25 protein-coding genes and 4 pseudogenes are annotated in these 24,725 nt (G+C 69.5%); 13 read left to right on the top strand and 16 right to left on the bottom strand.

Annotated features, from left to right (window positions below):
* Positions 1-34 precede the first annotated feature (34 nt).
* The gene (locus OG594_RS23715; RefSeq protein WP_266602150.1) at positions 35-421 is read left to right on the top strand and encodes a hypothetical protein; all 387 of its coding nucleotides are present in this window, start codon (positions 35-37) and stop codon (positions 419-421) included.
* Between the two features lie 57 nt (positions 422-478).
* Here the strand turns inward: OG594_RS23715 and OG594_RS23710 are convergent.
* Positions 479-622: pseudogene (locus tag OG594_RS23710) on the bottom strand (IS5/IS1182 family transposase); the annotation flags it as partial.
* Positions 623-907: 285 nt separating this feature from the next.
* On the opposite strand from OG594_RS23710, the gene OG594_RS23705 reads away from it, so the two are divergent.
* The 3 genes from OG594_RS23705 to OG594_RS23695 all read left to right on the top strand — a co-directional run bounded on the left by OG594_RS23705 (position 908) and on the right by OG594_RS23695 (position 3,198).
* Complete coding sequence (locus tag OG594_RS23705) at positions 908-1,162, top strand: hypothetical protein (protein WP_266602148.1); 255 nt, start codon at positions 908-910, stop codon at positions 1,160-1,162.
* A gap of 151 nt (positions 1,163-1,313) precedes the next feature.
* A complete protein-coding gene (locus OG594_RS23700; RefSeq protein ID WP_266602146.1) occupies positions 1,314-1,538 on the top strand; it encodes a hypothetical protein in 225 nt (74 codons plus the stop codon).
* A 451-nt stretch (positions 1,539-1,989) separates the two neighbouring features.
* Positions 1,990-3,198, top strand: coding sequence for an IS701 family transposase (locus tag OG594_RS23695; protein WP_266602145.1), 1,209 nt, complete (start codon positions 1,990-1,992; stop codon positions 3,196-3,198).
* 136 nt (positions 3,199-3,334) lie between these two features.
* Here the strand turns inward: OG594_RS23695 and OG594_RS23690 are convergent.
* The 4 genes and pseudogenes from OG594_RS23690 to OG594_RS23675 form a co-directional block, all read right to left on the bottom strand.
* A pseudogene (locus OG594_RS23690) lies at positions 3,335-4,164 on the bottom strand (IS5 family transposase).
* A 181-nt stretch (positions 4,165-4,345) separates the two neighbouring features.
* A complete protein-coding gene (locus tag OG594_RS23685; protein WP_266602143.1) occupies positions 4,346-4,678 on the bottom strand; it encodes a hypothetical protein in 333 nt (110 codons plus the stop codon).
* Between the two features lie 294 nt (positions 4,679-4,972).
* Positions 4,973-5,296 (bottom strand): hypothetical protein, encoded by a 324-nt coding sequence (locus OG594_RS23680; protein WP_266602141.1) that lies wholly within the window; start codon positions 5,294-5,296, stop codon positions 4,973-4,975.
* Between the two features lie 527 nt (positions 5,297-5,823).
* Positions 5,824-6,315 (bottom strand): LysR substrate-binding domain-containing protein, encoded by a 492-nt coding sequence (locus tag OG594_RS23675; protein ID WP_266602139.1) that lies wholly within the window; start codon positions 6,313-6,315, stop codon positions 5,824-5,826.
* A gap of 13 nt (positions 6,316-6,328) precedes the next feature.
* Here OG594_RS23675 and OG594_RS23670 point away from each other — a divergent pair.
* Together OG594_RS23670 and OG594_RS23665 are read left to right on the top strand one after the other, a co-directional pair.
* Positions 6,329-6,766: pseudogene (locus OG594_RS23670) on the top strand (transposase); the annotation flags it as partial.
* Positions 6,667-7,161, top strand: a pseudogene (locus OG594_RS23665) (IS5 family transposase); the annotation flags it as partial. The pseudogenes OG594_RS23670 and OG594_RS23665, both read left to right, overlap by 100 nt.
* 242 nt (positions 7,162-7,403) lie before the next feature.
* On the opposite strand, the gene OG594_RS23660 reads toward OG594_RS23665, so the two are convergent.
* The 5 genes from OG594_RS23660 to OG594_RS23640 form a co-directional block, all read right to left on the bottom strand.
* Positions 7,404-7,913 carry a hypothetical protein gene (locus OG594_RS23660; protein WP_266602137.1) on the bottom strand — a complete coding sequence of 170 codons (510 nt, stop codon included), beginning with the start codon at positions 7,911-7,913 and terminating at the stop codon, positions 7,404-7,406.
* Between the two features lie 950 nt (positions 7,914-8,863).
* On the bottom strand, positions 8,864-9,802 hold the full coding sequence (locus OG594_RS23655; protein ID WP_266602135.1) for a MerR family transcriptional regulator: 939 nt from the start codon (positions 9,800-9,802) through the stop codon (positions 8,864-8,866).
* Positions 9,803-10,538: 736 nt separating this feature from the next.
* On the bottom strand, positions 10,539-11,231 hold the full coding sequence (locus OG594_RS23650) for an alpha/beta fold hydrolase (protein ID WP_266602133.1): 693 nt from the start codon (positions 11,229-11,231) through the stop codon (positions 10,539-10,541).
* Positions 11,232-11,362: 131 nt separating this feature from the next.
* Positions 11,363-14,344, bottom strand: a complete 2,982-nt coding sequence (locus tag OG594_RS23645) for a LuxR family transcriptional regulator (RefSeq protein WP_266602131.1) — start codon at positions 14,342-14,344, stop codon at positions 11,363-11,365.
* A gap of 124 nt (positions 14,345-14,468) precedes the next feature.
* Positions 14,469-14,651 (bottom strand): hypothetical protein, encoded by a 183-nt coding sequence (locus OG594_RS23640; RefSeq protein ID WP_266602129.1) that lies wholly within the window; start codon positions 14,649-14,651, stop codon positions 14,469-14,471.
* A gap of 240 nt (positions 14,652-14,891) precedes the next feature.
* On the opposite strand from OG594_RS23640, the gene OG594_RS23635 reads away from it, so the two are divergent.
* Positions 14,892-15,422 (top strand): GNAT family N-acetyltransferase, encoded by a 531-nt coding sequence (locus OG594_RS23635; protein WP_266602127.1) that lies wholly within the window; start codon positions 14,892-14,894, stop codon positions 15,420-15,422.
* A gap of 55 nt (positions 15,423-15,477) precedes the next feature.
* On the opposite strand, the gene OG594_RS23630 is transcribed toward OG594_RS23635, so the two are convergent.
* Both OG594_RS23630 and OG594_RS23625 read right to left on the bottom strand, forming a co-directional pair.
* A complete protein-coding gene (locus OG594_RS23630; protein ID WP_266602125.1) occupies positions 15,478-15,945 on the bottom strand; it encodes an HIT family protein in 468 nt (155 codons plus the stop codon).
* A 76-nt stretch (positions 15,946-16,021) separates the two neighbouring features.
* Positions 16,022-16,447: a transposase gene (locus OG594_RS23625; protein WP_266602123.1), complete on the bottom strand. Its 426-nt coding sequence runs from the start codon at positions 16,445-16,447 to the stop codon at positions 16,022-16,024.
* A gap of 173 nt (positions 16,448-16,620) precedes the next feature.
* Here OG594_RS23625 and OG594_RS23620 point away from each other — a divergent pair, with 173 nt between their 5' ends.
* Entirely contained in the window at positions 16,621-17,145 is a 525-nt protein-coding gene (locus OG594_RS23620; RefSeq protein WP_266602121.1) for a hypothetical protein, read from the top strand.
* A 131-nt stretch (positions 17,146-17,276) separates the two neighbouring features.
* On the opposite strand, the gene OG594_RS23615 is transcribed toward OG594_RS23620, so the two are convergent.
* Complete coding sequence (locus OG594_RS23615; RefSeq protein ID WP_266602119.1) at positions 17,277-17,618, bottom strand: hypothetical protein; 342 nt, start codon at positions 17,616-17,618, stop codon at positions 17,277-17,279.
* Positions 17,619-18,144: 526 nt separating this feature from the next.
* Between OG594_RS23615 and OG594_RS23610 the strand changes: the two genes are divergently transcribed.
* The 3 genes from OG594_RS23610 (at position 18,145) to OG594_RS23600 (ending at position 19,785) form a co-directional block, all read left to right on the top strand.
* Positions 18,145-18,804 carry a glyoxalase gene (locus tag OG594_RS23610; protein WP_266602117.1) on the top strand — a complete coding sequence of 220 codons (660 nt, stop codon included), beginning with the start codon at positions 18,145-18,147 and terminating at the stop codon, positions 18,802-18,804.
* Between the two features lie 86 nt (positions 18,805-18,890).
* Positions 18,891-19,271, top strand: coding sequence for a YdeI/OmpD-associated family protein (locus OG594_RS23605; RefSeq protein WP_266602115.1), 381 nt, complete (start codon positions 18,891-18,893; stop codon positions 19,269-19,271).
* Between the two features lie 82 nt (positions 19,272-19,353).
* Complete coding sequence (locus OG594_RS23600) at positions 19,354-19,785, top strand: DoxX family protein (RefSeq protein WP_266602113.1); 432 nt, start codon at positions 19,354-19,356, stop codon at positions 19,783-19,785.
* Here OG594_RS23600 and OG594_RS23595 read toward each other — a convergent pair.
* Genes OG594_RS23595 through OG594_RS23585 form a run of 3 tightly spaced genes read right to left on the bottom strand, consistent with a single transcriptional unit; the run spans position 19,770 to position 22,631 of the window.
* A complete protein-coding gene (locus OG594_RS23595; RefSeq protein WP_266602111.1) occupies positions 19,770-20,414 on the bottom strand; it encodes a response regulator transcription factor in 645 nt (214 codons plus the stop codon). The two genes, OG594_RS23600 and OG594_RS23595, sit on opposite strands and share 16 nt — an antisense overlap.
* Positions 20,366-21,673, bottom strand: a complete 1,308-nt coding sequence (locus OG594_RS23590) for a sensor domain-containing protein (protein WP_266602109.1) — start codon at positions 21,671-21,673, stop codon at positions 20,366-20,368. The genes OG594_RS23595 and OG594_RS23590 overlap by 49 nt, the downstream gene beginning before the upstream one ends.
* 22 nt (positions 21,674-21,695) lie before the next feature.
* Entirely contained in the window at positions 21,696-22,631 is a 936-nt protein-coding gene (locus OG594_RS23585) for a CPBP family intramembrane glutamic endopeptidase (protein WP_266602107.1), read from the bottom strand.
* 229 nt (positions 22,632-22,860) lie between these two features.
* Here OG594_RS23585 and OG594_RS23580 point away from each other — a divergent pair, with 229 nt between their 5' ends.
* Both OG594_RS23580 and OG594_RS23575 read left to right on the top strand, forming a co-directional pair.
* A complete protein-coding gene (locus OG594_RS23580; protein WP_266602105.1) occupies positions 22,861-23,082 on the top strand; it encodes a hypothetical protein in 222 nt (73 codons plus the stop codon).
* Positions 23,083-23,363: 281 nt separating this feature from the next.
* Positions 23,364-24,677 (top strand): hypothetical protein, encoded by a 1,314-nt coding sequence (locus OG594_RS23575; RefSeq protein WP_266602103.1) that lies wholly within the window; start codon positions 23,364-23,366, stop codon positions 24,675-24,677.
* Positions 24,678-24,725 lie beyond the last annotated feature (48 nt).

The following is a 24,725-nucleotide window of genomic DNA, read 5'->3' as shown; positions in this document are numbered from 1 at the left end:
TTCGGCGGCACTTGGAGGCGGGAGACCGCGTGCAATGGCCAGCGCTGAGGTCTGTGTGAATCACCGGGTGCTCACGGTCGGAGCAACCGACTGGCTTCCGATCATGGAGCTGAAGCAAGGGCCGGCTGTTGCGTGCGGAGCACATGTCCCGGTGCGGGTGCGGGTGCGGGCCCAGATCGGCTTCGTGCGCATCCGTGTTTTCACCGAGCCCTTCGACCAGCGGCTTCGCCCTGACGAGACGTTCATCGAGGCCTTCGCTGGGCCTCTGTCGTTCTCCGATGGGCGCCTGGTCGTGGGCGATGTGATGGGCGAGACCCGTTTGATCAAACTACTGGGGGAGCCTGACAGGCGGCGTGTGGGGTGTCAGTGGACGAAGCCGGCTGGAATGCCAGTGCGATCGATGTTCGGGTTGGCGATGTGATCGTGTAGATCGGTTGGGACACGTGAGCGCTGGCAGCTGGTTGAGGCTCTTTCGACCCTTGGCCAGGCGGCGTGTCATGAGCGTGATGGCTGCCCAAGTGATCAGCGTCTCGGAGTTTTGTACGAGCCGTTCGTAGTCGCGTGCTTGACGGCGGGCATGCGTCATCCAGGCCCAGGTCCGCTCGTCGACCCAGCGCCGAGGGCAGCAAGGCTACTGGTCCAGCTCTTACCGCCGTCCGCTAAGATCATCTTCTCAACTTGTTCGTTTAAGGGGCTGCTCATCGGCAGCCACGGGGGAATCATGTTCACGTATTTCCTACCAAGTCGATGTGGCGCTCCATGGCCGTTGACGCGTGCGCCTGGCTCTGTTCAGGGCCACCGCGGCTACGGCCACCCCCTCGTCCACCGCAGCGGGTGGATCCGTGTTCCAGAATCAGGGTTCGTTCCTGTGTCTTTACGCTCGAGCTGACGGGAGTCTGGCTCCGCCGTGATCGCGTGGGACTGTAACGGCGGCGCCAACCAGAAATGGCTGATCGGCCAGGACAGCGTCGTGAACGGCGCCGAGCTGATCCTCTGGAACTGCAACAACGGCTGGAACCAGGCCTTCCAACGGCACATGCCCTACCAGCTGGAGAACACGCCCTACGGCGATGTCATCGACGCTCCCAACGATACGCGTGGGACCCAGATGGCCATGTGGGGCAAGAGCGGCGGAAAGAACCCGCAGTGGGAGTGGCTGTAGCAGCCCGCCGACTCCCGACCGGTGGGTGGGCATCCCGCCGAGTGAGACCGTCGGCGACATCCTTCGACACCCCTGATCGGGGAGTCAGGGAAGACGGTTACAGCAGGTAATGCAATGAGGTTGAATACGTGAAGAATGATGGTGAACCCAGATGACCGGCATGGTCTTGCTCTACATCCTCATCGGACTCTTTATCCTGGGCTTGCTCGTATGGCTGTCCCCTTACATGCTGGGGCTCAGCTTCCTCGGACTGATCATCTCGATCGCCACATGGACGCCTCAGGGGATGCTGATTTCCTTCATCGCCTGCCTGGTCTCGGGCGGCCTGATGGCACTGCGCGAGCCGGACAAAATCTACGTCGTCATCAAGCGCTGAGCACGGACGGCGGGACCGACGGCTCGGCCGCGGACGGAAATGGGGCGGGGCGCCGTTGAGGGCCCGGTGTGCTGCTCACGTGTGGGTGCGGCGGTGATGTTACGTCAGGTATGGCGGTATCCGCTGCCCCAGGTAGCCGTCGAGGTCGAGCCGACCCCCAAATCCACTGCGTGCCGCGGACGACCCTTCGGGCCTACCGCCGCTCGGCGCCACGGCTCTACACGCCGCGGGTGCTGGGCGTGGACGACTGCGCGATCCGTCGCAGCCAGACGCCGTAGCCGCCGACCTCCGTCTCGACTGGAGGTCCGGCAGCATCGAGGGCGCCGTCAACCCTCATCGCGCAAGACCGTGACCTGCAACCTCAAGAGCTACTCGTGGCCGGTCTTGGGGGCCTAGTAGTGCTTTGTTACTGGGTCTTGTCACGTCGGGTGTTCGGTAGTTCGCTGGTTGTATGAGGGCTGGGGAGCTTGCTGCGGTGCGGGGCCGGTTGGAGGAGTTCGCCTCCGAAGTGTTCGCGCCGTTGGTGCGGCGGGACTGGCTGGAGAAGGGCCAGTTGTATCTGCGGGGCCTGCTGTTGGACGGCCGACGCAAGTCGATGCAGCCGATGGCCGAGCGTCTCGGGGTGGACCATCAGCGGTTGCAGCAGTTCATGACGTCCTCGACCTGGCCGGTCGAGGACGTGCGGGCTCGGCTGGCATGGCGGGCGGTACGGGCGGTGCGGCCCGAGGTGTGGGTGGTGGACGACACCGGTTTCCCCAAGGACGGCACCGCATCACCCGGGGTGGCGCGACAGTACTCGGGCACGTTGGGCAAGGTCGGCAACTGCCAGATCGGTGTCAGTGTCCACGCCGCTTCCGACATAGCCTCGTGCCCACTGTCCTGGCGGCTGTTCCTGCCCGAGAGCTGGGACAGGGCCGAGGCGGCCGGGCGGCGCAAGGCCTGCCGGATCCCCGATACCGAGCACCACCGCCCGAAGTGGGAGCTCGCGCTGGAGATGCTTGACGAACTGGCCGGCGCTGGTCTGCGGCCCGCCGCGCTGGTCGCGGACACCGGTTACGGCGCGAACGCCGATTTCCGCCACGGCCTGGAGGACCGGGGTCTGGCCTACGTGCTGCAGGTCAAGAGCGAGATGACCGCCCACGGCAAGGACGCCGAACCGCACCAGCCCGCCTATAGCGGGCTCGGGCCGCGCCCGCTGCCGCGCTACCGCACCCGCCCGGTCTCCTTACGCGAACACGTGATGGCCGCGGGCCGAGACCGGGGAGGGACCCTGACCTGGCGCAAGGGCTCCAAGGCGGCGATGAGCTCGCACTTCGTGCTCCTGCGGGTCCGCCTCGCCGGCCGACGGCCCAAACCCGCCGCCGACGGCACGATCCCGCTCAGCTGGCTGATCGCCCAGTGGCCCGAGGACGAGGCCGAGCCGGTGAGGTACTGGGTCTCGAACCTGCCCGACGACATTCCCGCCAAGGACCTGGTCCGCCTGGCGAAGTCCCGCTGGCGGATCGAGCACGACTACCGCGAGCTGAAAACCTGCCTGGGCCTGGACCACTTCGAGGGCCGATCCTTCGTCGGTTGGCACCGGCACGTCACCCTCGTGACCGCAGCCCATCTGTTCCTGACCGAACAGCGGAGGACCCCAAAAGCCCCTGCCAGGGCCTGACCCTCTACCAGGCCCTGGACCTCCTCCAACACCTCATCGCCACCTGGACCGGCACCTGCCCCACCTGCCAACAAACCGTCCCCCGACAGCCCTACGACACCAGCTAACAAAGCACTACTAGGCTCTGTCTCTTTGGTCAGCGTCGGGTCCAGATGAGGATGCCGGCGAGGTGGAGTGCGGCCTGGTAGGCAATGGCGAGTTTGTCCGTCCGTGTGGCCAGGCCGGGCCCCTGCTTGAGCCGGTTGATGCACCGCTCGACGGTGTTCCGCTGTTGTGGGCCTCGCGGTCGCAGCCTGGCGGGCGGCCACCTCGACGTCCCCGCCGCAGGCGGTGGCCGATCTGGTCGTACGGCTGCGGGATGACCGCGCGGATTCCCCTGCGCCGCAGGTGCCTGCGGATGGCGCGGGACGAGTAGGCGCGGTCGGCCAGCACGACAAAGGGTCGGGGTCGTGGCCTGCCCGGGCCGCTGCGGGGCACCCGGATACGAGCCATCACCGTCTCAAAAGCGGGTGCATCACCGGCTTGGCCTGCGGCGACGGTGAAGACCAAAGGTCGTGCTCCGCCGTCTGCGGCGAGATGGAGTTTGGTGCTCAGCCCGCCGCGGGAGCGTCCGAGAGCATGATCGGCGGGCTCACCGGAGCCTGTCGCCTCCTTTTGCGTGCTCCAGCGGCGTGCCAATGGGCTCGGACGACAGTGGAGTCCACCGACACCGTTCAGTCAACGTCGTCGGCGGCATCCGCCGCTGCCAGAACGGCGGCCAGGATCGTCTCCCCCGGTTCCGTCGACTGCCCATCTGATCAGCCGCTTCTGGGCGGTCCGGAAAGGGCCGAGCCCGTCGGGAAGGTCCCGCCAGGGCGAGTTGGTGCGGTACTTCCACTCAATGGCCTCGAGGGTGCGGCCCTTGTCGGCCCACCGCCTGCCGCGGACCGGGTCGGCTGGTATCAGCGGCGCGATCCGGTCCCACATCGCATCAGTGATGACTCATCGGACAGGACGCATCCGATTAACTGATCCCCCCATCAAAGAGGCACACGCTAGCCGACGGCGGAACCGGCGCTTGGCCTTCAGCGCTTGCGAAGGAAGCGGGTCCAGCGTGATGCACCCGGGTCGTCTTCGGGTGGGGGTGGCAACTGCAGCTCGCGCTGGACTACTGGGTGCGGGCACCAGGTGAGGTCGCGCACGCAGTCGCCCGGGATGCCCAGAACCTCGACGAGCGCCGCGAGGGAGGCCTCTCCTCGTCGTGGCTCTGCCGGCGGTCGAGCCATACGGTGACGCCCGTGTCCTCCACGTCGGTGATTTGGCTCAGCAAGAAGAAGCGCTGACCCAGCCTGAACGAGGCGACGTCCACCGCACCCAGGTCTTCCCCACTCTGCTCCACCTGCAGCACGAACCTGTCCGCGTACGCCTCCATAGGCGGCGGGAGCACACCGATCGGCCGGTGGGAGAGGGCAATCGAATCCCACATCCCGTACTGCAACACGGGGTTCGGATTCCCTCCCTGCTATTTGGGCGCGGGCCGCCAGTCAGGTTCCGGGGCGGGTACCGCGACCGGATCCCACCTCCTCGACTGACGGCCCCTGCGGATACGCGCCCGGTCATCTCTGCCCTCCGCCTAGCACACCTCTCCCGGTCGATGCGCACGCACGCGCAGCTGCACGCTCGTGCGCATCAGCGCACTGCTCCCGGCAGCCGTGTCGCGGGCCTGTTCCTCTCAGCTCGAGGTGAACGTAAAGCCAAGGAAGACCACGAATGCTCGCCGTCAGGGCTTGTTCGGTCAGTGGCTCACTGCCTGGTCCACCAGGAACCAAAGGACCATCAGGGCTGCCCAGCCCAGAACTCCCAGCGAGCCGAGTGTGACCCCCGTAATGGAGTTGATCCGCCCGGGCGTTGTGGCTACGCCGCGGCGTAGCGCGCCGGCACCCGATGCGACGGCTGCGATACCGAAAGGGAGAGCAAGGAGGACGAGGTACGGAAGGGCCGGCAGGGTGCCGAGCGCCAGGCACGCACTGGCACCGAGTACGAGGGATGCCGTGCCGGTGTGGTGGCTGCCGGGCTCAAGGTCGAGGTGGAGGGTGGGGGTCTGCTGGTCGGTGCTCATGGCGTCCACGGTAGGTCTGGCGCCGTGGCCGGGGTATGGGCGCAGCTACTCGGTTGTGCGTGAGTAGCCGGCCGCGTCCCGCGTCGCGGCAGGTGTCACCGTGTCTGGCGTGGTTCAGCAGCCTGTTTCAGGTAAGCGGCGGCCACCCCCGCGGGCGCGAGGTCGACCTGGACTCGGGCGGCGTGTGGTTGACCGTCCACGGATCAGCCGGGCCCGTTCGCCTCGTATGCGGCGGGCGGGGCGTGGTCCAGTTTGGTGGACCGGGGCGCAGTCGGCCGACCCGGCTGGAACTGGTTGACGAAAGCGACCAGTTACTGGCCAAGGCAAGCCGGGTGACGGCCGTCACGGACCACGAGTCCCTCGGGTTTCACCCCCGCGGGCCGGCCATCCCGCCGCCGGCCCGAACCCCTCCGCGTTCGACTGTCCGACTACAGGGCAAGAGCCGTTCCTTCTCTGCGTTCATCGTGTTCCAACTGCCGTCAATTGCAGCCGGTGCGTGCTCCTGAGACCTCACACCGACATCAGCATCACGCGCGATGCTGTTCGTGTGCTGCGGGCGACGCGGGCTGCTCTGCCTGGGCGTCCCGGGCAGCTGCAACCGCGCCGGCTGCGCGCACGAAGGCAGCTACGGCTGGGGAGCGAACGTCCTGCGGCCAGGCGACAGCGAGGGTGGAGTCGGGAACGTCGGCGACCGGGCGGTAGGCGATGCCGGGGCGTGGGTAACGCTGGGCCACCGAGGCAGGGGCGAAGAAGATGATGCTGCCGGTCTCGACGAGACTGAAGATCTCCGGCAGGTTCGAGGCCGGCCGCAGCGTGTCGTGTCGGGAGCGGGATTCGACGGGCCGCCCGCGGTTGGCCGGCGCCCCTCCCAGAGTTTCGCGACCTGCCAGGTCGTCCAGGCAGAGGGTGGTCCGAGCGGCCAGCGGGTCGGCGGTCGCGAGGGCGACCAGGACCGGTTCGGACAGGAGGGGTTCACTGTCCAGGCCGCGGTCGTCAAAGGGATGCAGGAGGAGTCCCACGTCGGAACCAACCGACGCGCTGCTGTGCGTCGAGGGGCCTGGGGTCTCGCCTGTGGATCTGGCGCTGGTGCCCGAGCACCGCCGTGGGCACGGAGCTGTGTACGGAGCCCTCAACCACGGCCGGATCGAAGTCGAGCGGTTGCGGACGGTGCTGGCCGGGCTGTCGTTGCCGCGGTTCGAGGGCGGGCGCTTGGTGCTGGCGGTGAATGTGTCGCCGTGGCTGCGGTCGGACGCGCCGTGTTCGGCGGACCGGCCGTTCTGCCACGTCCATGGGCGGGCGAAGTCCGCGTATCGGTTCATCCCGGGCTGGCTGTACTCCTTCGTCGCAGTCCTGGAGCCCGGCGTCACCTCGTGGACCGGGATCCTGGACGTGGTCCGGCTCGGGCCCGAGGACGACGCGACCGCGGTCACCGCCGCCCAGCTGAGGGCCGTGACCGAGCGACTCATCGCCTGATCGTCGACCGCCACGTAGCCCCGCTCGCCGTAGCCCTCACCGGTGGCAACCGGCACGACGTCACCCAGCTCCTGCCGCTGCTCGACGCCATCACGCCGATCCGGGGCCTGCGCGGACGTCCCCGCCGCAAGCTCCGGCGCCTGTACGCCGACCGGGGCTACGACTTCGACAAGTACCGCCGCCTGCTGTGGAAACACGGCATCCAACCCCTGATCGCCCGACGCGACGTCGCCCACGGCTCCGGACTGGGCAAGGTGCGCTGGGTCGTCGAGCGCACCTTCGCCTGGCTGCACCAGTTCAAACGACTCCGCACCCGCTACGAACGAGGCGCCGACCTCCATCCCGGACTGCTCGAACTGGCCTGCAGCCTGACATGCCTACGCCGTCTCCAGCGAGCGGCCAGACACGGGGTCGGTAGCGGAGGCGAGCCTCGGACCCATCAATACGCACCATGCAGGCCGGCCCGGACGGGCCTCCACAGGATGCCGTTCGGGACCTGGCGCCGGTCCCGCCCCGAACGGCCCATCCGGGGCGGGCGGGGCCGACAGCGGCTCGATCACTTCCCAGGCCTGATCGGTCAGTGCATGACGTCGCGCCACGAACGGAGCAACGGCCGACCGACCGGCGGACACCCCTAGCCGTTGTACGTCTTGAAGCTGATGACGGCGTCCGCTTCACCCCGCCATGTGACCGAGACCTCCACGGTGTCGATCCGTCCGGCCGAGGGCGGCACGAAGAAGAAGGTCTGGGGGGCGGATTCCTCACTCAGGACGGGCGGCCCCTCCCGGCGGGACGGCAGGCCGGTGAGCCAGTCTCGGACATCGGCGCGAGGCATGCGGAACGTTCCGGTCCAGGCGGTTGCGAAGATGCTGCTCTCGATTTCCGTGCAGGCCTCCTCGTCCAGGCGTGCCGGAGGCTTCCAGCCGATGCTCTTCAGGGCCTTCGCGCATGCGGCCGGACGTCTTTCGATCTCCTCGGGCTGTCCGATCACATAAACCACCCACAGCGGCAATCCGATCGCTGCGACAGCGGTCAGGGTCGTCAGGAACTTCCGCCATAGCGGCCACGGCGGGGCCGGTGGCGGCGGCCGCCAGGGTTGCAGCTTCGGCGCCCCCACGTAATTGCTGAAGTCCACCACGTCCACCCACCCCATGATCGATTTGAATGCGTTCAAGTTGAATGCGTTCAAGATTCTCGCACAGGTGACGGCCAACCAGATGATCAAGGAGGCGACCAACTCGTCCTGGCGGGACCTGCCCGACGAGCCCCGGCCTCTTCCGAACCGCCCACGAACGGCTGATCAGGTACGCAGCAGAACGATCGAGGCGACCGCCTGGCAGCTCGGGGCGGGGGCCGAATCCTTTCCGCCCGGCCGTAACGCACACCACACCCTCGCGATCGAGATCTCGCCCCGCGCTGTGGATCCGCTGGCACGGGGCCGTGCGCGCCGAACTCCCGGCAGGCGTCGCCCGCCTGCACCTGCCGGCCGGGTCGACCCGCTCCCCCATCCGGTACTCGCTGGCCCCCGTCACCGATACGGCAGTGATCACGCACGGCCAGGCGGTCTCTCTCGAAGCCCGAGAAAACGCCGTGAACCGGGATCGGCGGCGGATCGCGGCGGGGGGAAACGCTCGACCGCACTCCCCTACCCGCCGTTGATCCGGTGCCGAAAACGCGGCACAGACCGCTCAACTCCCGCATGGGCCAGGAGCTGATCGGGTTCGACTTCTAGGGACTCGTTCCCCCGACACCAGTCCGCGCCACACAGTCGGAGCTGCCCAGCAGATGGCCGGGCAGCTCGTCCCCCTTGCGACCTTTCCACACCGACCAACGCGGGCGTCTGCGACCTTGCCCCGTCCGCGTACGCGCCCACACCCCGGCGGCCCCGACAACGAGCGCGGTTGGATCCTCCACCGGCGGCGGACACGACGAAGAGCGCCGAAACGGCCCGCCTGGGACGCGACGCAAGGGGACGGGCGGTGGGAGAGCCGGACGGTCCGCGGAGCCGGTGCGGGGCCGTGCACGCCTGTTCCTCGCCCGGCTCTCCAAACCCCGACCGATCCCGTCGTGGGACGGTTTCCAGGGCGGCGGTGACTACACTTCACGGCCATTTCGCAGGGCCTGGATGAGCCAGGGGTACATCGGCGCCAGGCTCGGTACGACCTGCCAGCCGTTGACGATCCACACCAGCCGCCAATACCGGTCCACCCGGGGATCGTGCGCCTCTTCGAACTGTTGAGCCATCCAGTCCCGAAACTCCGTGTCAGGGGTACGCGCGAACACCGCGGCGAAACGGTCTACGAGGTCGTCGGCGAGGGATGCACCCCTGCCGCTGCGCGGGTCGATGCCCGACTCCAAGGCCTCGGCGACTTTCTGACGGGTGAAGTCCATCAGTTCCTCGCCGGCCTCGCTCTCGATGTCGAGCGTTCGCCCGGTGGCCTGGTACACGGCCGTGCGGCGCATCCGGGCACGGAAGTCCTCGTCGCCGATCAGCTCAGCGAGTTCCGCCCACGCCGCGACCTGCTCACTGGAGGGATCATCGGGGAGATCGGGAGTGGCAGCACGAACCATGGCCACCGCGGCCGGGGCGGCATCTGCTGTGCCGAAGGTGCCATCCATGAAATCGTCGATCAACCGTCGGCGTTCCTCGCCGGACAACTGCGTGAGCCTGTGCATGCGTTTCGTCTCCTCGGGACTGGACCCGCCTGCGGCCACGGCTCGCAGTACGCTCCGACGCAGTTGCAGCACCTGGATCTGGACGTCCAGTGCGTCGGCGTGCGCCGCGGCGACTTCCGCCACCGAGAGCTCGCGGTCCAGCACCCGTCGAACCGTGGCCAGGTCCATGCCCAGCTCGCGCAGGGTGCGCAGGAGTTCCAGACGAAGCAGTGCGTCGACGTCGTAGAGCCGGTAGCCGGCGGGACTTCGTTGGGTGGGCGCCACCACCCCCGAATCGGAGTAGAACCGGATGGTCCTCACGGGCAGGCCGGTCCGCCGGGAAAGCTCCCCGATCGAGTAGAGGGTCGTAACGTCCATGTCCCCCACTCTGCTGTCTCCAGTCACTGGAGACTCAAGGCCATTCACCAGCCGGGCCCCGATCGAGACGCCCTCCGAGTGGCTGAGCCTGCGTCCTGTGCACTCCGCTGCCCTTGAACCCAGTCATCCACCGAACGAGATCATCGAGGTTCTGAACGGGCACGAGCCCCCACGGTGTAGCCGGTACCTCGCGGTACGCCGCATCCGTCACTGCCGGCAGAACAATGCCCAGCACCGGGTACCGGCTTCCGGGCGGCGGCGGCCCGAGATCCCGGCCGGCAGTCAGCGCGAGCGCCGAGCAGGCGCTCCGCCATGAGCGGTCGTCTGTGCCGTGGTGCTTGGTACTCGGCCGCCGATGATCATCGCAATGGGAATACGGCAGTTCCGGCCGGTGAGTACGGTCAGCGGTCGCACGAAGCGGCGAAAGATCGACTTCCGCGCTGTGGGCCGCTCCGGGAGACTGCAGAGACACGGTCCTCGAAGGAAATCCGAGGTGCAGGATGGCCGAATCGGAGGACGACTACCGTGACGGCCCCGGCCACAACGGGTGGAGCGTCTCGAACGGGGCTGGCGAGTAGTGCTGGTTCGGTCCGTCCGTGGCCGTGGCGAGCCGTTCGAATGACTATGGCGATGCTCGAGGTGTATGGGTAATGAAGGCGTCCCAATGCTCGACGCCCGCCGAGCGACGGCTGCAGGTCGATCGGCGGGCTTCGGCGCGGTCGGTGTCGCGCCGGGTTCAGCCGCTGGCCGCCTGCCGGATGAGGTCGGCGACGGCGTCGGGCTGCGAAACGTAGATGGAGTGGCTGCCGGCGACCTCGACGGTCTGGGCACCGATCCGCTCGGACATCGCGTGCTGGGCCGGCGGCGGGATCATGCGGTCGTCGGTGGCGATCAGGTACCAGGCCCGCTTGGTCCGCCAGGCGGGCTGGGACACCGTGCCGGACAGGGCGTCGACGCCCCAGGGGACCTGGGAGTCGGCCATGAACTCAGCCTGCGCGGGGGGCAGGTCGCCGGCGAAGGATTCGGCGAACTTGTCGCGGTCCAGGAAGAGGAAGCCGTTGTCGGGCGGCAGGATCGGCGGGACGGGGGCGCCGGGGGGCGGGTCGGCGATCAGGGTGCTGACGGACTCGCCCTTGTCGGGGGCGAATGCGGCGATGTAGACGAGTGCGTTCACCTTGGGGTGGTTGCCGGCCTCGGTGATCACGACGCCGCCGTAGGAGTGGCCGACTAGGGTGACGGGTCCCGGTAGGCGGTCGATGACCTGTTGGGTGGCTGCGACGTCGCCTTCGAGGGAGAGGGTGGGGTTCTGCACGACGGCCACGTCGTAGCCGTCGGCGGTCAGGGCGTCGTACACGCCCTGCCATCCGGAGCCGTCCACGAATCCTCCGTGGACGAGCACGATGTTCCCGGCCGGTGCGTCGTCGGTCATCGGTTCCTCCTGTGGTGTGCGGGGTGCGGGCCCGGTCTGCTCGGGCCGTGCGGTGACGATACGAATGCGGCCGAATTCATCGCTTCCGTCATCTGACGTAGTTCCGGCCCGCCGGTGAGCGCCCGGTCGGGTCACTGCTGGTCGAGGCGTTTGAGCGCGTCGCGGAGTCCGGCTCGGGAGGTCACTCCGACCTTGGGGAACAGCTGGTAGAGGTGAGTGGAGACGGTGCGCGGGGACAGGGCGAGCCTCTCGGCGATCAGTTTGTTGGTCAGGCCGGCGGCGGCCAGGGTTGCGATCTGCCTCTGCTGGGGTGTGAGGACCGCGGTGCTTGGGCGAGGAGCCGTTCGGGCGGGGGTGCCGCAGGCGCGCAGTTCCTGGTTCGCGCGGTCGGCCCACGGGGCCGCGCCGAGTTGCTCGAAGAGGTCCGCGGCGGTGCCCAGGTGGTGTCGGGCTTGCGCGCGGGCGCGGGCGCGGCGGAGCCGTTCGCCGTGGTGGAGGTGGATGCGGGCCAGGTCGAAGGGCCAGCGTTCGCCTCCTTCGACGGTGAGGGCGTCCTGGAAGCCGGGGTGGTGGTCGTCGTCGGCCGTGAGTGCGCTGGTGGCGTGGACCAGCATCTTCAGGCGTGGGGAGAGCGTGTCCAGGCCTGCGGTGCGGGCTGCGGTGGCGTGGTCTTGGGCTTGGGTGCGGCGGCCTGTTCTCATGGCCGCTTCCGCCAGGTCCATGACGGTCCAGATCGCGTGCGAGGCGAAGGGTGGCAGTGTTCCGGGGGGTGTGATGAGCGTTGCCTGCTGGTAGGCCTCCTCGAAGTTGCCCTGTCCCAGGGCGGACAGGGTCCTGGCGTGGGCGGCGTAGGCGCGCACGGTGTCGGCGCGCCGGGGGCCGGCCCAGTGGTTCATCTGGTCGGTCAAGTTGCGGGTCGTCTCGTGGTCGCCGCGGGCTGCGGCGGTACAGGCGAGAAGGTATTTCCCGACCCAGGCTTGCATGGGGTAGTGGTGCTGTTCGCACAGGTCAAGCCCTTCCCGGGCCGCCTGTTGCAGGTGTTGCCATTGCCCGGTCAGCCAGGCGTAGTTGCCGAGGAGGAACAGGGCGTCGATGGCGGGGGCGATGTGCTCGCCGCGACGGCCGCCGGCCACGACGCGGTGCAACGCTTCGGTGCATCCGTCGAGCCGGTCCAGGTATGCGCCGGTGATGGCGGTGCGGACGATGCGGCGGGGGTCCGGATCGTGGGTGAGGCCTGCGATGGCTTCGTCCAACACGGCGAGGTCCGCCGGACTGGTGCGGGCGGGGTCGGCGAAGGTCCGGCGGGCCGCCGCCAGGAGAACGGGAGGCACGGGGTAGTTGGCCAGAGCGGTGTCGAACGGGGGCCACAGTTCGGTTCGGCCGCCGAAGAAGCAGACCAGCAGCAGGGTGTGGAGGGCATCGGCCAGTCCCGTGTCGGCAGGGTCGTAGGGTGCGGGCCGGATGGTGAGGGCGCCGTACAGCAGCCTGTGTGCGGTGTCGATGTCGCCGGAGCCGTTGAGGAGGTAGGCCGCCCCGGCCACCGCCATGGCTGGCGAGTCCGCCCCGGGCGCTGTGCGCCGCGCGGTGTCGAGCAGATGGGGCACGTCCCGCAGATCGCCGCTGATGTTCGCGCTGGTGCAGGCCGCCTCGGCGAGGCGGCGGGCCCGCTCGGGGGCTCGGGGGGTGAGGTCGGCGGCGCGCAGCAGCGCGGCCACTGCGGCGGGCCCGTCACCGCGGCCGGCGATGACGCCGGCTGCCCGTTCCAGCAGGGCGGCCACCCGTTCGTCGGGGCCTTGGGCGGCCTGGGCCAGGTGCCAAGCCTGCCGCTCCGGAACCTCCTGCCAGGCCCGGGCCAGCGCGCGGTGGGCGTTGCGGCGCTGGTCGCTGGTCGCCAGCTCCACCACCGCAGAGCGGGTCAGTGGATGCCGGAAGTGCAGGCCGGCCGGTTCGTGGACGCAGATCAGCTGGGCCCGTTCGGCGGGAGCCAGGTGTTTGAGCCCGCACCGCCCGGCGGCGGCGCGGCGCACCACGTCCAGGTCGCCGGTGGCGTCCAGAGCTGCCAGGAGCAGCAGGTAGCGGGTGGCCGGGGGCAGGCCGGTGATGCGGGAGGCGAACGCCGACTGGAGCCTTCGGCTGAGTGGTAACCGTTCGGGGAGCGCGGTTGAGGCCCTGGGTGACGCGTCGAGTGCGATCGGGAGCTCCAGGAGGGCGAGGGGGTTGCCCTGTGCCTCGGTGATCAGGCGTCGCCGTACTCGGGGGGCGAGCGCGGGAAAGGACCGTTCCAGCAGGTCGTGGGCGTCGGATTCGCCGAGGGGGCACACGTCGTGGATCGGGAGCCCGCTGTGATCGAAGAAGCTTTCGGTGCCCTCGCGGGCCGCGCACAGCATCCCGGCGGCGAAGCCCGTCATCCGCCGTGCGAGGTCGCCGAGGATCGTGGCGCTGGCCGGGTCCAGCCACTGGACGTCGTCCACGACGATCAGCGTCGGCCGGTGGCGGGCGAGCCGCGCGACCAGCGACAGGACGTCGCGGGCCACCGATCCGTGGTCGGGCGGCGGGCCGTCCCGGTGGCCGAGGGCCACGGAAAGGGCTTCTCCCAGGTCGACAGGCGACTGTACTGCGGCTGCCTCCCCGATCAGCCGGCCGAGGCCGCTGTAGCTCAGATGTGCCCGGTACTCCGCGCCGGCGGCCGCCACGACGTACATGCCGCGGTGCTCGGCTCGGGCCGTGGTGGCTGCCAGGAGCGCGGTCTTGCCGACGCCCGGCTGGCCGAGCAGCAGCAGCGGGCCTCCGCCACCAGGGGTGCGGGAGATACCTTCGAGGAAGCGGTCGATCCGGGCAAGATCCGCCGTGCGCCCGACCAGAGGAGCGTCCGCTTCGAACACCCGCAGACCGATCGGACCCGCCGCGCGGACGTCTTCGCCGCCGGCGGCGCCTGCTTCCTGCTTCGATGGAGTTGGCATCGCACATACATACCCGTTGTCGGCGAGGACGAAGGCGGCGACCTCTCGGGCGAAGCTCTCCGGCTCCTCGACATGGCCGAAGTGCCCACGGTGCTCGAGGACCAGCAGCCGCGAGCCGTGCAGCAGTTTGTGTAGTTCCCCCGCCCACCGCATCCCGCACACCATGTCGTGGCAGCCCACCCCCAACCCGGGCACCCGCAGCGCGCCCAACGTCTCGCGGTCGTCGAACGGACCCGCACACCGCCGCTCACGCCCCCGCCTCCGCGGCGCTTCGCGCTCACGGGCGCGGATAGCCGTGGCCCGGCGGCGGGTAGTCGCGGCCCGGGAGTCCGGCGACGCCGTGGAGCACGATCCGCTCGAACTCCGGCCACTCCCCTGCCATGTCGGCCTTGGCGCGGGCTTCGTCGATCGCCTTGAACAGGCGCAGCGACCGCTCCCGGTGCGCGTCCTGGCGCGCCACGGGCCCCGGCGCCCTGTGTCCGGCGCCGGCGGAGCCGGGCATTGACGCGTGCTGCTGGCTCTGTCCACGAGAAGGAGCAGCAGTTCGACGTCGGTTGGTGAGGCGCACTCGGCCAGGGAGTGCCTGGCAGTGTTCACGAGAACTGCCAGCACCGGGCCTTCCTCTCCGCATGGCCGTCAGTGAAGCGTGATGGGCTCCCTGCTCTTGCCCTTCGTGCGGAGACCCGTTCATGATCGCCCTATGAGTCAGCACTCGGTAACCTTGGACAAGATCGTTTTGGCGGACTGGCCGGCCGTTCACTCGTGGGCGTGCCTCCCGGAGGTGTGCCGCTATCAGTCCTGGGGGCCGAACACAGAGGTCCAGACGCAGGACTTCGTGGACGCCGCGGTCAAGGCCTGGTCGGGTACCCCTCAGCGCCGGTTCCCTTATGTCGCCCGGGTCGGGCGGGATGTGGTGGGCATGGGTGAGCTGCATGTCCGCAGCCATAAGCAGCGCCAGGGCGAGATCTCATACATCGTGCATCCCCGGGTATGGGGGCAGGGCATCGGCACGGAAATAGGCCGGCAGCTGCTCGCGCACGGGTTCGGCGAGCTGGGGCTCCATCGGATCCATGCCACCTGTGACCCGAGGAATCTCGGCTCCTCCCGAGTGCTGTCCAAGATCGGTATGACGTATGAGGGACGCCTGCGAGACACGGCGCTGCTCCGCGACGGCTGGCGAGACTCCATGATCTTCAGCAGCCTCGAAGGGGAATGGGACTCCACTGCGTAGCCCGCCTGCGGGGTGCTGTCGTTTCTCGGGTTCTGGCTCACATTCCGTGGCCCGCTTACTGAGCGTTCGGGTGCCCCTGAAGTTGAGCTCGGACAGACTGGGCCACCTGGTCAGCCCGGTCAGCCGATACATGCTCCTGCACGGGCCGCCGAAGCAGCTCGAAAACGCCCGGCCCACGATGCTCTGGTTGGAGATCTGCCATGCGCGGAACGATGTGGAAGTGCACGTGTGCGAAGCCTTCGGCTTCGGCAAATTGGACGACGTAGGTCTTGGCGCAACCAGTCATGCTTCGGAGAGCGCGGGAGAGCTTGACCTGCCACATCCCTAGGGCAGCTGCCTCAGCATCGGTGAGGTCATGAACTGCGGCAACGTGGCGCCGAGGCAGCAGCACTAGCCAGCCGGGCATTGCGGTGTTGAAGGCGTGGGCTACCCGCCAGTGCTGGTCATGGACCACGCACTCCCTTGGTGGAAGGTCGTCGAACTCTACTTCCTTGCTGCATGTGTAGCAGTCGGGAGTCGTCATGAACCAGATCGTAGGACTGTTTCGCTGTGAACCCCTGTCGGCCTTCGTCACCAGGCATCGATCAGGCCAGGAGAACTCACTTTCGAAGGAGTTGGAAACCGGCTCGGCCGAACATTTGGCGTGTGAGCATCCTGATTCGGTTGACGTGGCCTTCGACGACGCCGGAGCTCCAGGGCAGGGTAAGGCCAGCTATGACGGCGTCGCGGTCACGGTCGATGCCTGCGGCGAGGGTATGGAGGCCGGGGAGGTTGTCCTGCCGGACGGCGTCGAGCCACTGCGGCAGCCGTTCGCCCTGGCGCTCGGTGAGCATCTGGCCGAAGGAGCGGACGTGGCCGGTGAGGGCGTCCGGTTCAGGGCAGTGGACGAGAACGGCTTTGAGCCGAAGGTGCTCCGTCTCGGTGAGGGTCTCGGGTCGGTGGAGGATCCACCCTGTGACACGCGGGGTGATGGTGGCCGAGCCGTGACGGGGCCTGGTGAGAGCCTCTTCTCCTGCCGAACTCACGGCAGGTCCAGAGGCGCTGCTGGCTTCCTCGGCGGGCTGCGTAGAGTACCTGCGGTCATCGAACGGAGAAAATGTTGGACGCGGTCGAATTCCCTCTTAGCGCTCGTGTGCGCCGGGCCCGGCGATGGCTCGTGGCCACGAGCGCGGCGGGGGCTGTGATTGCGGGAGCCGCCGTGGCATCCGTGGTGGCCGACGCCTGCGGCTGGGTGCAGGCGTCGCGGACGGTTCAGTCGGGCCTGGTGCTGGTGACGCTGTTCCTGCTGCCCGTCGCATGGGTGGGAGTGCACGCCGTCTGGGCGCTGCGCGGACGTGCCGAGCTGTTCGCCGCCGCCGGCGAACACCGCCGGCGGCGTCCCACCGACCAGCAGCTGGTCAACCACCTGCGCAACGAGCACCCGCTCACCCCTCTGTGGTGGATGCTGGCCGTCCTCGGCGGCCTCGGCACGCTCTGCCTCGGGTTCGCGCTTCCGTTCGCCCTGGCAGACGGGGCCGTACTCGCCGGTGCACTGCTCGGCGCCGGGCTGGCCGCTTCCCTGACCGCTCTGGCCCTCGCCGTGCCCGGGATCCGCCGCGCCGACCGCCAGGGCGTGCAGGATCGGAAGCGGCGTACCGAGCTCTGGTCGCTGCCCAGCGCCGTCGAACGCCGGCTCACCGTCCCCCTCCTCGGCGCCGGCGACGGGGCACACTCCGGCGCCTGAACACAAGGCCAGGGACCGGTTTTACATCCCCACGGGTCAGCGAAGTTGATCAGCTCCCACGCGATCCGGCCGGTTCGTCCTTCGATCGGCCGCCCGAGCGGGGCGGGTGCGCTCCCCCTGCACCAGCCGGATCACGCGTGGCTGAGGATGACCACCAGCGCGGTGGCCTCGGCGAAGATCTGGACCGCGAGCGCGGCCTGGCGCACCCGCACGGCTGGCGCGGCGAGTGCAACGAAGAGCGCCACCGCACCGAGGCCGGCGCTCCACTCGAACAGCCAGCCGGGCAGTCCCGGGGCACACTGCTCGCCGTAGGTCACGCACCGGGAGGCCTGCTTCGAGGCCAGCGTCAGGATGCCGGTCGCCGCGGCAGCCGGCACGAACAGGAAGGCGGCCACGGCGGCCCACAGCCGGGTACGGTCAGTCGGCGAGGGGGATTGCACCGGGCGGGCGGAGACGGAAGCGGATGCGTTCATGCCCCCATCCCATCCGGGTGACTGGCGCTGCACAGCCGCCGGGCTACTCAGATCCGGGTGACCGCGTACTCAGGCGTCGGCGGGTACGAGACAGCGCCGGTTGCCGGAGCCCGGTCGCGCACACGAAGCGGGCAGCCGACCGGTTGTCCGTCGGGGGGCGTGGCGTATCCGCCGCGTCAGCTGGGGCAGCCGTCGCCTCCTTCGCGCCCCGCGGTGAACTCGACGGACCAGCGGTCCGGTGCCTGCTGGTGGGGCTGCCGGTGGTAGGCGCCGCGGCTCGCGGCCATCCGTCGAGTCGGCGCAGACCGGGTTCGCCCAGGGCGGGATTGCTGTCCGGGGCCTTCCGGCGCCAGGCGGCGGATGCGGGCGGTCAGCCGGCCAACCATGCCGATGTCGCGGGTACGGCCTGCGATGCGGGGTCGGCGATCGAGGTGCAGGGGATGCTCGCGTGCGTGGCGAAGCACGTCTCAAGACCGGTCAGGATTCGAGAAGCCCCGGCTGCCGCTCAGCCCCTAGCGTGATGGTCATGGCAACCACCGCTTCCACCGCAGCCCACACGTACCTCGCGTCCGTCACTCTTGAGGTGGCCGGCCTCGAGGCCGCCCGCCGCTTCTACCGCGCCTTCGGCGTGGACACGTACCTACGCCTGCGGGCGTCCGATGCGCACTCCACCGGATTCCGCGGCTTCACCCTGGCGCTCACGGTGGCCGGGCCGGCCACCGTCGACAGCTTCGTCGGCGCCGCCGTGGACGCCGGCGCCACGGTGCTGAAGCCCGCCGCGAAGTCGCTGTGGGGCTACGGCGGGGTCGTCCTGGCCCCGGACGGGACGATCTGGAAGATCGCGACCTCGGCGAAGAAGGACACCGGCGCCGCCACCCGCGAGATCGAAGAGGTCGTTCTGCTGATCGGCGTCGAGGACGTGAAGGCCACCAAGCAGTTCTACGTCGGCCGGGGCCTGACCGTGGCCAAGAGCTTCGGCGGCAAGTACGCCGAGTTCGCCCCGGGTCAGGCCAGCCCCGTCAAGCTGGCGCTGTACAAGCGCCGTGCCCTTGCCAAGGATCTCGGCGTCCCCGCCGACGGCACCGGCTCGCACCGCATCGTCCTCGGCAGCACCGCCGAGGCCTTCACCGACCCGGACGGGTTCGCCTGGGAGGCTGCCGAGTCGCTCGCCCCCATGCCGTCCTGACGCGGCAACGACCGGGCCGAGCGGCTCTACACCGGGTAGCCGCCGTCTCCTGCCTCACCGCCGTCCAGGACAGGGGGTGGTCCCCGGTGTGGGACGTGGTAGCAGCGCTCGGCGGGGGTGCGCGGCCGCCGGTGACGATCACGATCAACGGGCATTCCTGGAAGGGCCGGGTCGCCATCATGCGAGGCCGCCACCTGATCGGCCTCAGCAACGCCAACCGGCAGGCCGCGGGTCTCGCGATCGGCGAGGAGGCCGAGGTCGAGCTGGAGCTCGGCACCGAGCCGCGCGTCGTCGTCGAGGCCCCGGACTTCGCGCGGGCTCTGGACGACGACCCGGTCGCCCGCGGCGCGTACGACAACCTTGTCTCCAGCCGCAAGCGCGAGCATGTGCGCGCCGTCGAGGGTGCGGAGAGGCCCGAGACGCGCCGACGGCGCATCGAGAAAGCCATCGCCACCCTGCGGGGCTGACCCCCGAAAGCCAAAACTCAGGCGGCACTGCAATCGCCGTGCGGCGACCTGACCCTGCCCCATTCCTACGGAAAGGACAAGCATGTCGAAGCGACTCATGACCGGTCTGTACTGGTTCCTGGCCTTCGAGTTCGCGCTGGGCGCCGTGACCAAGTATTGGCCAGGCGACACGATGTTCAGCTCGGCGTACTCCGCGAAGTTCGTCGATTGGGGTTACCCGTCCTGGATGCGCTTCGTGGTCGGCGCCCTGGAAGGTGGAGCCGCCCTCCTGCTGGTGATCCCCGACAGGCGAACACGCTTCCTGGGTGCCACGACGCTGATGTTCGTGCTCACCGGCGCGGTCACCACCCACATGGTCAACCACCACCCGGCGGTGGAGAGCTGGGCCGCGCCGTCCCACCTTGTCATCATGGGCATCCTCGCGCTGGCCAACTGGCCTGCCGACTGGCGAGACCTCCTGCGGGCTCCTACCGCGTCTGCCGCCTCAGCGGTCGGTGGCTACCGTTTGAGGTAGGCCAGAACGGCCAGTACCCGGCGGTTGTCGTCTGCGGACGGTTCGATCCGGAGTTTGGTGAAGATGGCGGCGGTGTGTTTGGCGACGGCGCTCTCGCTGATGAACAGGGTTTGCGCCACGGCCGCATTGGAACGGCCCTCTGCCATCAGGGCGAGTACGTCCAATTCGCGCGGTGTCAGCTGGGCGGTGGTGCCCCGTGCGTCGCTGCGGGCCAGCAGCCGTGCGATGACCTGCGGGTCCATGACCGTTCCGCCCGCGGCGACGGTGCGTACCGCGTCGATGAACTGGGTGGTGTGCGTGATCCGGTCCTTGAGGAGGTAGCCGATGGCGCCTTGGCCTCCGGCGAGGAGTTCGTGGGCGTAGAGCTGGTCGACGTACTGGGAGAGTACGAGGACCGGGAGCGCCGGCCGTGATCGGCGTGCTTCCAGGGCGGCTTGGAGCCCCTCGTCGGTGAAGGTGGGTGGCAGGCGGATGTCGACGACGGCGACGTCCGGTTGTTCTTCGAGGAGCGTTCTGAGCAGGGCGGGGCCGTTGTCGACTGCGGCGATCACCTCGAATCCGTGTTCTCGGAGGGCGCGGGTCAGTCCGTCCCGGAGGAGGAAGAGGTCTTCGGCGAGGACGACGCGCACGGTATCTCCAAGGTCGCGGTGGTCGGGCCGCCCGGCGGGCTGTGCAGGACGAGGGTTCCGTCGAAGGGGTCCAGGCGGCGGCGTACTCCTTGTAGTCCGCTGCCGTCCGGGTCGGCGCCGCCGCGGCCTTCGTCGGTGACCGTGGCGCGCAGGGCGCCGTCGGAGTGGCTGAGGCGGATGTGCACCTCGGGGGCGCCGGAGTGTTTGGCGGCGTTGGCGAGGAGTTCCGCGACGGCGAAGTAGCCGGCGGATTCCACGGGGGCCGGGAGCCGGCCGGGCAGGGCCGTCTCGATGCGCACGTCGAGGTGGCTGTCGAGGGCCAGTGAGCGGACCGCGTCGCCGAGCCCGCGGTCGGCGAGTATCGGGGGCAGGACACCGTGGACGAGTTCACGAAGGTCCTGGAGAGCCCTTTGGGAGGTGGCGCGTACTTCGTGCAGGAGTGCGCGGGCGGCTGCGGGGTCGCGGTCGATGAGCCGGGTGGCTTCGTCGAGGGTCATGCCCAGGGCGACGAGGCGGGCCTGTGCCCCGTCGTGCAGGTCCCGCTCGATGCGGCGCAGTTCGGCGGCCTGGAGGTCGAGGACGTCGGCGCGGGATCCTGCGAGGTGTTCGATGCGGCGGACGAGTTCGGTGGTGTGCGGGGCTGCGAGCAGGCGTCGGCTCCAGCGCGCGTGGAGTCGCAGGGTGGTGGGGGCCAGCTTGAGTCCTGCGGCGATGAATCCGAGGCCGAGCAGGAGCGCGGCGAGCATCGTCGGGGTGGAGTCCACGAGGACGAAGGCGTACCAGTTGCCGTCGCCCAGGAGCCGCCAGACGAAGGGCTGTACGGCCGCGCCGAAGAGGCCGTACTCGACGAGGGCCAGCGGCACGGCGGCGAGCAGTGCGCCCGTCCACGGCTCTGCCCAGGCCCAGCGCAGGTCGTGCCAGAACCCGTCGTCGCCGAGGAGGGCGCGGGCCTGCCGGTGGCGGCCGGTGGAGTTCTCGGGTGGGGCCTGGCGGGACGGGAGCGGTTGCGGCGGGCTGATCTCGGTTCCCGTCCAGCGGGCGGCCCAGTCACGGTAGCGGTCGGAGATGCGGCGCAGGGCCGCTGCGGCGTGCGGGAGCAGGAGGAAGCCGATGCCGATGGGCAGGAGGAGCAGCGCCCCGATCACGAGGGCGCCGGCCCCGGAGACGGCGAGCGCGGCGAGCGAGAGCAGCTGGCAGCGGCCGATGCCGACAAGCGCGCCCCTGAGGCCGATGCCGGGGCGCCTGTCTCCCTGTGCCATGCCCACCTGTGGTTCCGTCATGTCAGCGCGGTCCGTCCGCTGTTGCGGCGGCGATCCTATCCGGCGCGGTCGCCGCCCGGCGGGCGGAGGCGATCCACGGGAGTGCTGCGGCCAGGCAGGCGGCGCCGAACACCGCCATCGGCGCAGTTGCCGGGGAAGTCTCGTCCGTCACGAACAGCATGCCGAGGTTGACCAGGGTGTGGAAGCCGCCCGCGAGCAGCAGCCGGTTGCTCCGTACGCGTTCCAGGGCCAGGCCGAGGATCACGGACATCGCGACGGTGGCCGTCAGGAATCCGGCCGCGTAGGCCGGCCCCTGGGTGAGGGCCGGTACGTGCCACAGGCCCCAGGCCGTCCCGACCAGGACGGAGGCGGCGACCGGGCCGAAGCGGGTGCGCAGCAGTGGCTGGAGGTAGCAGCGCCATCCGATCTCCTCGGCGCAGGCACCGATGAGTTGGGCGGTCACGAGCAGGGTGAGGGGGTGTGCGAAGGCTTGGGAGCTGGTGCCGGGGAGGGAGCCGGAGGTGAGCAGGGCGGCGCCGGCGGACAGTGCGATGATCAGGGCGGGGGTGAGGAGGAGCGCGGCTCGGTTGCCGGCCGGCAGCCGGGCCTCATGGTCGGCCGGTCCTTCGCTGCGGGCGGGCAGCGTTCCCGCGAGCCGGTTCCTGATCCGGCCGGGCCACAGCAGTGCCACGGCCGCCACGGCGAGGGCCGGGCCGAACTGGGTCAGTTGCAGCACCTCGGGTGGTATGCCGGTCGCGGGCTGGAGCGCCCCGCACAGTCCCGCCGCCAGGAGGGCGACGGTGAGGAACACCCCTGTCTGCGCCACCCATCCGCTCCGCGGTACTCGCCGCTGCTCCTGCCCCTCGTTCCGGTCCTGGTCCTGGTCGTGGTCCTGGTCCTGGTCGTGGTCCTGGTCCTGGTCGTGGTCCTGGTCCTGGTCGTGCTTGTGGTCCGGCATGGTGCCCGGCCTCCCCGGGGATCGCTGGGGGGCGCGGCTGTCACGCCCCGCGTTCGACTCTGCCGGCCGGAGTCGGGGCCGTCCTTGCACGTGGGTGCCGGAAGGGGTGTACCCAGGTACACCCCTTCTCGGGGTGGGTCAGGTTGTGGTGGTGAAGTGGTTCTTGCGAGTTCGCCAGTCGCGGCCGTCGCGGCCATAGCTGCCGCGGCCCGCTGAATCGGAGGCGCGCATGAGGCGCTCGGTCACAGCGGTCGGGGGCCGAGCCCGCCGCGCGCTGACCAAGATCATGGTCGCCAAAGGCGGCGGCCTGGCCGACATCACCGTCGGCGACGTGATCGCGTACGACACCGAACGCCGCAGCCCCGCCCACCGGATCGACGGCCTCCCGCACCCGCAGCACGGCGGGAGGTGCGACGGGCGCGGGTGCCGGGGTGGCGGGAGCGGGGGGTGAGGGAGCGGGGGCGGTGGCGGTGGCGGGGGCGGGGGCCGTGAGAGGCCAAGCAGCGACCGACGTCGCCGTTTGATCAGTCCGCGACCTGTGTCATCGATCCCCGGGTAGGACACGCCTTCCATATGTGAGGGCGTGCCGATGGCCGGGAGTAGCGTCTGCTGGAAGACATAGTCGGGTGGTAGCCATACCCGAGTGATCTGCCAGATGAGGTGTGGAAGCTGATCCGGCCGGTCGTCACGGCGGGGAGAGCGGGCACCGCTACTTCGTGCAAGGAGGTCGCCATGGCACACGACGACCAGTTCACCGCCCTTGGGCCGCCATTGGCCGGTTCGGGATTCCCGCGTGCGGCATTCTCAACCAAGGCCACCGGCATGGTCTACGGGGGGAACGTGCAGGGCGTGAGGGCCGGCATGTACGCCGAGAGCTCGCGCGGCAACACCGATCGCGAGGCCGATGTCGAGGGTGTAGGCGTTTTCGGTGTGGGTGACAATTTCGGCATCTTCGGGAAGATCGCGCCCAGCCCTGGACGCCCAGGCATCGCCGGGCTGTTCGGCCAGCACAACCGGGGTGGTGTCGGTGCTATCGGGGCCACGATGCGGGGCGGCATCGGCGTCGTGGGCACGAGCGTGCAGGCGCTGGCCAACCCGCTGGAGACGTTCGGTTCCGGCCCCGGGCCGGGCGACGGGTCCGGAACGGGGGTGCTCGGCACGAGCGGCAGCGGCGTCGGCGTGCACGGGATCAGCCACTCCGCCGAAGGCGTTCATGGCGAGAGCGCCCAGGGCGATGCCGTCGTGGGCCACAGCACCGGCGGACGAGGCGGACGTTTCCAGTCCGGCCGCACGGCCGCCGGTACCCCAATCGGCCAGATCGGGCTGGTTCCCCAGCCGCTGTCGGTTTCCGGCCGGGTCACCGCCTCTCCCACGATGTACGTCAGCACGGCGCTGGAACTGCTGCCCGCCGAGGGCAGCGGGGGCGACCTGCTCGTCACCCAGTCTGATGACGGCACTTGCGCGTTGTGGTTCTGCACGAACTCCGCCCAACAGGACCGGCGCGCAGTCTGGCGAGAGGTACTGCTCGGCCCTGCGCCGGTACCGCAGGCGGTGGAACTGGTCGACTGGACCGTGGTCGAGGGTGACCCCGCGACGGGAACCGCACAGGGGACTTGGCACGGTGCCGATGTGCGGCTGGTGGGGCCAATGGGCACCGGCAGCGCTGTCGACGGGTCCTTCGGCGGATTCTCCTCCAACGCGTTCACTCCGTCGTTGCCATCCAGCGATGCTGTGGAGATCCGCGGCGGAACCGCGCACGCCTTCACTCTCACCTTCGCGGCTGCCATCAAGGACCCGGTCCTGTATCTCGCGTCGATGGGATCGATCATGCAGTTCCCAGCCGGGACAGAGGTGACCCTGGTGAGCGGGCAAGGAATGAGCGTGTCCGGAAGCACCGTGACAGGCCTGGCTGGACCGGTCGACTCGAGCGGAACCATCAGGCTTACCGGCGTGTTCACCACGATCTCGTTCACTGCCACGACGAACGTCCCCACGCCGGGGGTCATCGATGGGATCCTCCTGCAGATCGGTGGTGTCCCGGCGTAGCGCCATCGTCGTCGCAGGAGCCTCTCCAGCGGGCGGCACACAAGCAGG

The sequence above is a fragment of the Streptomyces sp. NBC_01214 genome, from assembly GCF_026340975.1.
Classification (GTDB): Bacteria; Actinomycetota; Actinomycetes; order Streptomycetales; family Streptomycetaceae; genus Streptomyces.
Note: the sequence above shows the minus strand (reverse complement) of the source record. Positions and strands in the feature narration are given on the sequence as shown.

Excerpts from the sequence above, each read along its gene's own strand:
- OG594_RS23715 (WP_266602150.1), top strand. The coding sequence starts at position 35 with ATGGCCAGCGCTGAGGTCTGTGTGAATCACCGGGTGCTCACGGTCGGA.
- OG594_RS23700 (WP_266602146.1), top strand. The coding sequence starts at position 1,314 with ATGACCGGCATGGTCTTGCTCTACATCCTCATCGGACTCTTTATCCTG.
- OG594_RS23695 (WP_266602145.1), top strand. The coding sequence starts at position 1,990 with ATGAGGGCTGGGGAGCTTGCTGCGGTGCGGGGCCGGTTGGAGGAGTTC.
- OG594_RS23680 (WP_266602141.1), bottom strand. The coding sequence starts at position 5,296 with ATGAGCACCGACCAGCAGACCCCCACCCTCCACCTCGACCTTGAGCCC.
- OG594_RS23655 (WP_266602135.1), bottom strand. The coding sequence starts at position 9,802 with ATGGACGTTACGACCCTCTACTCGATCGGGGAGCTTTCCCGGCGGACC.
- OG594_RS23650 (WP_266602133.1), bottom strand. The coding sequence starts at position 11,231 with ATGACCGACGACGCACCGGCCGGGAACATCGTGCTCGTCCACGGAGGA.
- OG594_RS23645 (WP_266602131.1), bottom strand. The coding sequence starts at position 14,344 with ATGCGGTGGGCGGGGGAACTACACAAACTGCTGCACGGCTCGCGGCTG.
- OG594_RS23635 (WP_266602127.1), top strand. The coding sequence starts at position 14,892 with ATGAGTCAGCACTCGGTAACCTTGGACAAGATCGTTTTGGCGGACTGG.
- OG594_RS23630 (WP_266602125.1), bottom strand. The coding sequence starts at position 15,945 with ATGACGACTCCCGACTGCTACACATGCAGCAAGGAAGTAGAGTTCGAC.
- OG594_RS23615 (WP_266602119.1), bottom strand. The coding sequence starts at position 17,618 with ATGAACGCATCCGCTTCCGTCTCCGCCCGCCCGGTGCAATCCCCCTCG.
- OG594_RS23610 (WP_266602117.1), top strand. The coding sequence starts at position 18,145 with ATGGCAACCACCGCTTCCACCGCAGCCCACACGTACCTCGCGTCCGTC.
- OG594_RS23600 (WP_266602113.1), top strand. The coding sequence starts at position 19,354 with ATGTCGAAGCGACTCATGACCGGTCTGTACTGGTTCCTGGCCTTCGAG.
- OG594_RS23590 (WP_266602109.1), bottom strand. The coding sequence starts at position 21,673 with ATGGCACAGGGAGACAGGCGCCCCGGCATCGGCCTCAGGGGCGCGCTT.
- OG594_RS23585 (WP_266602107.1), bottom strand. The coding sequence starts at position 22,631 with ATGCCGGACCACAAGCACGACCAGGACCAGGACCACGACCAGGACCAG.
- OG594_RS23580 (WP_266602105.1), top strand. The coding sequence starts at position 22,861 with ATGAGGCGCTCGGTCACAGCGGTCGGGGGCCGAGCCCGCCGCGCGCTG.
- OG594_RS23575 (WP_266602103.1), top strand. The coding sequence starts at position 23,364 with ATGGCACACGACGACCAGTTCACCGCCCTTGGGCCGCCATTGGCCGGT.